Below are 8,341 nucleotides of genomic sequence, written 5' to 3'. Positions count from 1 at the left end.
GGTAAAACAAGCAGAATGCAATCGGGTCAGCACGGATTTTTCACGATCTGGACGGCCGATTTCGATTGCATAGTGCTCTTCGCCGCCGTCGTCAGGACGAAAGACATGCAGTCGTCCTGCTTCGGATACGTCCATCGGCAAGCGTGCCGCCACCACCTCGCGCAGGGGGCTGCGATCCGCCAGATGGGGTGCAGCCTGTAAGTGATCGATGCAGGTGAGGGCATGCGAGGCAGCAAAAGCTATACCGTCGTTGATCGGCAAGACGACTGCGGCGGGCAGCAAACGCGCGGATTTCGCCAGAGCGATAGCGATTCGGTGAAGATTGGCGTTGCCCTGCCGTTCACTAATCAAAGGACCCTTCATCGGTGAGTTCAGATCGTCGGATGGGTCAGCGATTGCCTGTACCCAGACCATGTCAGCGTTTATTGGAAGAACAATCCGCGCAAGATCACCGTCATAGGCGCGCGCCTTGAGCGTTTCAGCCCGTCGTGCGGTAACGGCGACGACGGGCGATCCACCTAAAGAGCGAAGGTCCGCCAGCCGCTGTGCGCTCATGGTTTCGGCGGCAAGCGCCACCACGCAATACCCGGTACCATCGCTCAAAACGACCGGCACGCCCATGCGCAGATCGGCCCGGGCACGCGCCAACAACTCGGTAATGTCCGGAAAGAGACTCATTGCTTCATCCTGTAACGTTCTGCATTTCGTCTATTCTTTCACGCGGCAAAAGTGAAACAATTAGCAAATAATAACCGGAAAGGAGACACGAGGGCGTGAGAGCGTTGCAGTAAATCTTGCCGATTGTGCGTTCTGCGATCAAGTGATGGAAAAGCTTTAGGAGGACCGGTACATGGCTCAGCTCAAGAAAATCCTGCTGGTTGATGATGACGAAGATCTGCGTGAGGCGCTCAGCGAGCAACTCGTGATGACCGAAGATTTTGACGTTTTCGAAGCGTCGGACGGGCAAAGCGCCTTGGAGCGCGCCAAAGAAGCGATCTACGACCTGGTAATTATGGATGTGGGTTTGCCCGACACGGATGGGCGCGAGTTGTGCCGTCTTATGCGCAAGCAAGGCGTCAAAAGTCCGATTCTCATGCTGACTGGTCATGACAGCGATGCGGACACGATCTTGGGTTTGGATGCAGGCGCCAACGATTATGTACCTAAACCCTTCAAATTCCCGGTCCTTTTGGCGCGTATTCGCGCGCAGCTTCGCCAGCACGAGCAATCCGAGGACGCGGTTTTTGCGCTTGGGCCGTATACGTTCAAACCGGCCATGAAAATGCTGCTGACCGAGGATGAGCGAAAGATTCGCCTGACCGAGAAGGAAACCAATATCCTGAAGTTCCTGTACCGCTCGACCGATGGCGTCGTTCCGCGCGATGTCCTTTTACACGAGGTTTGGGGGTATAACGCTGGTGTGACAACCCACACGCTCGAGACGCATATCTATCGCTTGCGGCAGAAAATCGAACCAGACCCCTCGAATGCTCGCCTTTTGGTCACAGAATCCGGTGGATATCGACTTGTTTCATAACTGAGTGTGGATTGACTTCGATCAAAGTGATACCCTGATTGCAACTTTAAGGTCTACCTAACCCGCGCATGTCCGGGTCATGACATGCACCTCCCTGTTGGACTGACCCCGGCCTCGTGCCGGGGTTTTTTTGTTGTCCATTTCAGGTGGCACCCCGGTGATCAGCACGATAGGTTGCCTGGTGTTGCCTTAGGAGAGTTTACCGATGCCCTTCACAGTTGCCACATGGAATATAAACTCGGTGCGCCTGCGTGAGCCCATTGTTCTGAAGCTGCTGCAGGAAGAAGCCCCTGATGTCTTGTGTTTGCAAGAGTGCAAATCACCGGTGGAAAAAATCCCGACCGAAGGGTTCGCTGAACTGGGATACACCCACATGATCGCCCGCGGACAAAAAGGATATAATGGCGTCGCCATCCTGTCGCGCCTGCCAATCGAGGATATTGGCGACAAGGACTTTGCCGAGCTTGGCCATGCGCGGCACATCGCTGGGCGGTTGGAAAACGGTGTGACGATTCACAATTTCTATGTCCCGGCCGGTGGCGATGTACCAGACCGGGAGACCAACGAGAAATTCGGGCAGAAGCTGGACTATCTGACCGATATGCGCGACTGGTTCCGCGCCGACAAACCCGAAAAGTCAATTCTGGTGGGAGACCTGAACATTGCTCCGCGCGAAGACGATGTCTGGTCGCACAAGCAGCTTCTTAAGATCGTTTCCCACACACCAATCGAAGTCGATCATCTGGCCGAGACGCAAGAGGCGGGCAATTGGGTCGACATCACGCGACAGGATATTCCGCAAGGGCTGCTTTATAGTTGGTGGTCTTACCGTGCGCGTGACTGGGATGCGGCGGACAAGGGTCGGCGGCTGGATCATGTCTGGGCCACGCCGGACATTTCAAACGCAGGCCATTCAAGTCGAATCTTGCGTGACGCGCGTGGGTGGGAAAAGCCAAGTGATCACGCGCCTGTATTTGCAACTTTCGATCTGTGAATGATGCAAAGAATGCGACTCTGCTCTTGGTTTCCGTACTACGCGGCGGCATATAGGAGCCAAGTTCAAACCGGAGAGTTGAAACCATGGACATTCTGAACGGCGCAGGTGCGCCTGCCGCAACCGATCTGATCAAGGACGGAACCGAAGCCACGTTCATGGCAGATGTGGTTGAAGCGTCACAAGAGGTTCCGGTCATCGTTGATTTCTGGGCACCCTGGTGCGGCCCATGCAAGACTCTCGGTCCGGCACTGGAAGACGCTGTGACCGCAGCCAGGGGCGCTGTGAAGATGGTCAAGGTCAACGTGGACGAAAACCAGACAATCGCGGCGCAGATGCGCATTCAGTCGATCCCGACCGTATATGCGTTTCACAAAGGCCAACCAATTGACGGATTCCAAGGCGCGTTGCCCGGGTCCGAGATCAAAGGATTTGTTGACAAGGTAATCGAAAAGGCCGGTGGCCAAAGCCCGGGCGGGCAGCTTGATGAGGCGGTTCAGGCCGCCGAAGAGATGTTGGCCGAAGGTGCTGCCGTCGACGCTGCGCAAACCTTTGCGGCCATATTGGGCGAAGATCCGGCCCATGCCGGTGCCTATGGCGGTCTTGTTCGCGCCCATATCGCCATGGGCGATCTGGATCAGGCCGAGGCTATCTTAAATGGCGCTCCAGCCGAGATTTCGAACTCGGCCGAGATTGATGCCGCGCACGCTCAGTTGCAATTAGCGCGTCAAGCTGCCGATGTTGGTCCGGTTGCGGAACTCGGAGCGGCGGTCGAGTCTGAGCCAGACAACCATCAGGCGCGGTTCGATCTGGCACAGGCATTACACGCAAGTGGCAATGTCGAAGAAGCGGTGGCGCAGTTGCTTGAACTGTTTCGCAGAGATCGCGAATGGAATGATGGCGCTGCAAAGACTCAGCTTTTCACAATTTTCGATGCCCTCAAGCCCAACGACCCAATCGTTCTGAACGGCCGACGGAAACTCAGCTCGATGATATTTGCCTAATTTCGGTTCAGAGCTACACTCGGTACATGATGCACCCTGCCGACCTGCCGGATACGGTGTCCGTATTTCCGCTTCCGGGCGCGCTGCTGCTGCCCCGGGCGCGGTTACCGTTGCATATATTCGAGCCGCGCTACCTGCAGATGCTGGACGACTCGCTCAAAACGTCCGAGCGGCTGATTGGCATGGTGCAACCAAATCCTTGCCACAGCAAAGCGGATAAGCTGCATCTGATCGGATGTGCAGGGCGGATCACGCAATTCTCGGAAACTGAGGATGGCCGCTATCTGATCACGTTGACCGGCGTGTCCCGGTTCCGGATCAAGTCGGAACTTGATGCCTTTGCTCCATATCGTCGGTGTTCGGTGTCTTGGGACGGCTTCGAGCGTGATCTTGGCCGTCCGGAAGGCGATAACGAATTCAACAGGACGCGATTTTTGCGACTGCTGGAACGCTTCTTTGCCGCCCGACAGTTATCAACCGACTGGGAAACCCTGAAAGACGCGGACGATGAGTTGCTGGTCAACTCGTTGTCGATGCTTTTGGATTTCGACCCGGAGGACAAGCAAGCACTTCTGGAAGCTCCTTGTCTGGCAACACGCCGGGAAACGCTGGTGACATTGATAGAATTCGCCCTGCGCGGCGGCTCCAACGAGGAAACATTGCAATGACCGAAACCCTGTCTTCATTCGACCGCCGCATGCTCGAAGCACTGATCTGCCCCCAGACGCATACGATGCTGGAATATGAACCTGAGCGACAGGAACTGGTCTCCAAGGCGGCAGGGTTGGCATTTCCAATCCGAAACGGCATTCCGGTGATGCTGGTGGACGAGGCTCGGGTTTTGGAGTGATCAGGACAGTGATCCTAAATCGGCTGGCCCTGCAAAAGTTTCGGCAAGTCTCCGGTCAATCCGGCGGCTTCGCGAACAAAGCCACGGCGCAATCCGGGCAATGACCCTACAATGCCCATGCCAATGTCCCGCCCCAAGCGCAGGATCGGATTATCGTTGGAAAACAACCGATTGAAAGTATCGGTTGCCAGCGCGAGCGTCGCAGTGTCGAACCTGCGCCATTCTTGATATCGCTCCAGTACCAGTGTGGCGCTGATGTCTTCTCCGCGTCGTGCCGCCAGTGTCAGAACTTCGGCCAAGGCAGCCACATCGCGCAGACCCGCATTGAGGCCCTGACCCGCGATCGGATGCATTCCATGCGCGGCGTCTCCCACAAGCGCCAAGCGCTCGCTAATGAATGAATTTGCGATGGTCAGGTTCAGGGGGTAGGTGAACCGGTCGCCTTCGAGGCTGATCTCACCCAAGAAATCACCGAACCTGGGGCGCAGAACCTGCAGATAGTCTGATTTGGACATCGCGTTGATCCGTTTCGCCGTCGCGGAGCGCTCGCTCCAGACAATGGAGCTTCGGTTTCCGCTCAACGGCAAAATGGCCAGAGGCCCTGGTGGCATGAAGAACTGATGCGCGACGCCGTGATGCGGCAGCTCATGAGAGATGGCGCAGACAAGCGCCGTCTGCCCATAATTCCAGCCGGTTCGCTTGATGCCTGCGCGCTGTGCAGTTCCACTACGACGCCCGTCGCAACCCACCAGCAGTTTGCCGCGCAATTCGGTGCCATCATCCAATGTTACGGTGGCGCCATCAGGGTCGGTTTCCTGAGACGTGACGACACTTCCGCTGATCTGGGTGATCCGGCCCTCTTCGGCGACGGCTTGGAGAAAAGCCCGCCGTAGATAGCGGTCTTCGACCATATAACCCATCGGGCCTTCCTCGATCTCGGCATGATCGAAATGCATGAAGAAAGGCGAAGGGCCGGCCCCGGCATGGCCATCGGTGACTTTGATTTCCAACATTGGTTGGGCTTGCTGCGCCACTCGATCCCAAACACCGATGGTCCGGAGCAACCGCTGCGAGGCCAAAGCGAGCGCATAGGCACGCCCGTCAAAGGCCGCATCTTGCCTGATATCCTCGGCCAGTGCATCTACCAGAGAGACCGAGTGTCCGGTTTGCGCCAGCGCCAAAGCCAAAGCGGGGCCATTCAGGCCGCCGCCGACGATCAGGATATCGGAAACATCTTTCATGGCCTGCAATATGCGCGCGCGAACGGGATTGTCCATGGGGTGTCCTGTCGCTACCGTCGCCGAAAGATATTGGGAGGGTGCGATGCAAGACTGGCTGACAATGACAGCAAGTGATTTGGGAAGGGGAATCGACGGCGGCTCTATTGATCCTGTCGAACTGACAGAGGTTTACCTGTCCGCCATTGATGCACATCCTCATAGCAATCGAATTTATGCCCAGGTGACCCATAACCGCGCCCGAGCTGAAGCAAAGGAAGCCAGGAATCGCGCCAAATTCGGTTTGCGCCGGTCTTTGCTGGATGGAGTGCCCATCAGTTGGAAAGATCTGTTCGATACGGCGGGCACGGCGACCGAGGCCGGGTCGGCGCTGCTGAAAAATCGGGTGCCGGAGACCGATGCGGTGGTGATGCGGAACGCAACCGCGATGGGCACGGTCTGTTTGGGCAAGACGCATATGAGCGAGTTGGCCTTTTCTGGACTAGGATTGAACCCGATCACGAGTACGCCACCGTGCATCCATGACGAGACAGCGGTTCCTGGTGGGTCTTCGTCGGGTGCGGCGGCATCGGTTGCCTGGGGCCTCGCGGCTTGTGGGATCGGTTCCGATACAGGCGGATCGGTGCGAATACCGGCGGCCTGGAACGATTTGGTCGGCTTGAAAACCACGGCGGGTCGGCTGAGCCTGGAAGGCGTTGTACCACTGTGTCTGAAATTCGACACGATTGGCCCGCTGGCACGATCTGTCGAGGATGCGGCGCAGATGCTGGCTCTACTTGAAAACGGATCGCCCGCCGATCTGCGGGGGGCAATTTTGAAAGGACGCAGGTTTGCAAGCCTGCAAACCGTGGCGCTGGATAACCTGCGGGAAGCGCCGCGCGCGGCCTACGAAGAGTCTTTGCGCCGGTTGGCGGAGGCTGGGGCGCAAGTCGTGCCTCTGGAGGTGCCGGAATTGCAGGAAGCCATGCCACTGTCCGGCGCGCTCTACACCGCCGAGGCCTATGGCCTTTGGCGCGATGTGATTGAAACCAATCCCGAGGTTATGTTCCCTGAAATACTGGACCGTTTCAGGCAAGGAAAAAACTTCTCGGGTCCAGATTATGTTGCGGCTTGGTCCAAGCTGGAAAACTGTCGGGCCGCCTGGGATGCCGCGACCTCAGGATTTGATGCGGTGTTGGCGCCAACGGCCCCGATCACGCCGCCAAATTTGGAACGGTTGATGAATGACCATGACTACTACGTGACGGAAAACCTGTTGGCGCTGCGCAATACGCGCATTGGCAACTTGATGGGGCTTTCTGCACTGACTTTGCCAACCGGAACACCGGGTTGTGGTCTGATGTTGTTGGGGCACCCGAATTCCGAAGAGATGTTGTTGCGACTTGGAGCGGCGGCTGAATCAGCTTTGACCTGAATGCCACAATTACCTGTTTTGACATCGCTTTAGCTGGACGTATTGGGGGGGGGTATGTAACTTGATGTCAAACGGGGCGATCAACGATCCCGATATTGAGGCAGTAATGATGGATTTCCCCGAGCGGTTTTCGAACCTACCGGCATATGCATTCCCACGCCTGCGTGCCCTGCTCGATCATCACGAGCCGGGTGGCGATATTGTGCATATGACAATAGGAGAGCCAAAACATACGTTTCCTCAATGGGTTACGGATGTGATTGTGGAAAACGCCGCCGGGTTTCAGGGATACCCAGATAACGACGGGACACCGGAACTGAGGGCTGCGATCACCGATTGGATCGGACGTCGCTACGGTGTTTCGATGAACCCCGACACCAACGTGATGGCGCTGAATGGAACGCGTGAGGGGTTGTACAACACTGCCATGGCGCTGTGTCCAGAGCAGAAAAACGGCCAGCGACCTGTAGTCTTGTGTCCAAACCCGTTTTATCAGGTTTACATGGTCGCCTCGATCTCGGTTGGGGCCGAGCCGTGGTTTGTTCCGGCAACCTTTGCCACGGGGCATCTGCCGGACTATGCCAGTCTGCCCGAGGAGGTGCTGAACCGAACCACTATTGCCTATATCTGCTCGCCTGCCAACCCACAGGGAGCGGTTGCGTCGCGTGACTATTGGGCCGAGCTGATCCGGCTGGCTGAACATTTCGATTTCCGCATTTTTGCCGACGAATGTTATTCCGAAATTTACCGCGACGATGCTCCTACCGGCGTTCTGACGGTCGCGCAGGAGTTGGGAGCAGACCCCGAGAGGATCACGCTCTTCAACTCGTTGTCGAAGCGGTCGAACCTTGCCGGATTGCGTTCGGGGTTGATCGCCGGTGGGCCGGAGACGATCAAGAAAGTCAAGCAGTTGCGGGCCTATTCGGGCGCACCCTTACCATCTCCCTTACAGGCGGCGGCGGCGCGAGTTTGGGCCGACGAGGTGCACGTTTTGGAAAACCGGGGGCTTTATCAAGAGAAGTATCGCATCGCCGACGAGGTTTTTGAGGGTGTGCAGGGCTATATGCCTCCCGAGGCCGGGTTCTTTTTATGGCTTCCTGTGGACAATGGTGAACAGGTAGCGCTGAAGCTTTGGAGGGAGACGGGTGTCCGGGTGCTGCCGGGTGCTTATCTCGCCCAAGGTAAGCCGGGGCAAAACCCGGGTGAGGGATATATCAGGGTCGCGATGGTGGCCCCAAAAACAGAGTTGCAGCAGGGGCTGATCACACTCCGCGACTGCATCTATTCGTGAGGTACGAGGGTAG

At 57.0% G+C, this 8,341-nt stretch carries 8 protein-coding genes and 1 pseudogene; 7 read left to right on the top strand and 2 right to left on the bottom strand.

Annotated elements, in window-relative coordinates; genetic code table 11:
* Positions 1–678 (bottom strand): annotated as a pseudogene (locus AC2FLX_RS09160) (GTP cyclohydrolase II); the annotation flags it as partial.
* Between the two features lie 172 nt (positions 679–850).
* Here AC2FLX_RS09160 and AC2FLX_RS09155 point away from each other — a divergent pair.
* From AC2FLX_RS09155 to AC2FLX_RS09135, 5 genes are all read left to right on the top strand, one after another.
* Positions 851–1,537, top strand: coding sequence for a response regulator transcription factor (locus AC2FLX_RS09155; protein WP_480750341.1), 687 nt, complete (start codon positions 851–853; stop codon positions 1,535–1,537).
* A gap of 205 nt (positions 1,538–1,742) precedes the next feature.
* The gene (locus AC2FLX_RS09150; protein ID WP_496810667.1) at positions 1,743–2,531 is read left to right on the top strand and encodes an exodeoxyribonuclease III; all 789 of its coding nucleotides are present in this window, start codon (positions 1,743–1,745) and stop codon (positions 2,529–2,531) included.
* Between the two features lie 86 nt (positions 2,532–2,617).
* Positions 2,618–3,535: a thioredoxin gene (gene trxA / locus AC2FLX_RS09145; RefSeq protein ID WP_480750338.1), complete on the top strand. Its 918-nt coding sequence runs from the start codon at positions 2,618–2,620 to the stop codon at positions 3,533–3,535.
* 26 nt (positions 3,536–3,561) lie between these two features.
* Positions 3,562–4,203, top strand: coding sequence for an LON peptidase substrate-binding domain-containing protein (locus tag AC2FLX_RS09140; RefSeq protein ID WP_496810666.1), 642 nt, complete (start codon positions 3,562–3,564; stop codon positions 4,201–4,203).
* Positions 4,200–4,385 carry a Trm112 family protein gene (locus tag AC2FLX_RS09135; RefSeq protein WP_480750335.1) on the top strand — a complete coding sequence of 62 codons (186 nt, stop codon included), beginning with the start codon at positions 4,200–4,202 and terminating at the stop codon, positions 4,383–4,385. The genes AC2FLX_RS09140 and AC2FLX_RS09135 overlap by 4 nt, the downstream gene beginning before the upstream one ends.
* A gap of 14 nt (positions 4,386–4,399) precedes the next feature.
* On the opposite strand, the gene AC2FLX_RS09130 is transcribed toward AC2FLX_RS09135, so the two are convergent.
* Positions 4,400–5,626 (bottom strand): FAD-dependent monooxygenase, encoded by a 1,227-nt coding sequence (locus AC2FLX_RS09130; RefSeq protein WP_496810674.1) that lies wholly within the window; start codon positions 5,624–5,626, stop codon positions 4,400–4,402.
* Between the two features lie 82 nt (positions 5,627–5,708).
* On the opposite strand from AC2FLX_RS09130, the gene AC2FLX_RS09125 reads away from it, so the two are divergent.
* Positions 5,709–7,037 (top strand): amidase, encoded by a 1,329-nt coding sequence (locus AC2FLX_RS09125; RefSeq protein ID WP_496746187.1) that lies wholly within the window; start codon positions 5,709–5,711, stop codon positions 7,035–7,037.
* A gap of 109 nt (positions 7,038–7,146) precedes the next feature.
* Positions 7,147–8,328, top strand: coding sequence for an aminotransferase class I/II-fold pyridoxal phosphate-dependent enzyme (locus tag AC2FLX_RS09120; protein ID WP_496810673.1), 1,182 nt, complete (start codon positions 7,147–7,149; stop codon positions 8,326–8,328).
* Positions 8,329–8,341 lie beyond the last annotated feature (13 nt).

This window comes from Ruegeria sp. YKSF57 (genome assembly GCF_059612585.1).
Note: the sequence above shows the minus strand (reverse complement) of the source record. Positions and strands in the feature narration are given on the sequence as shown.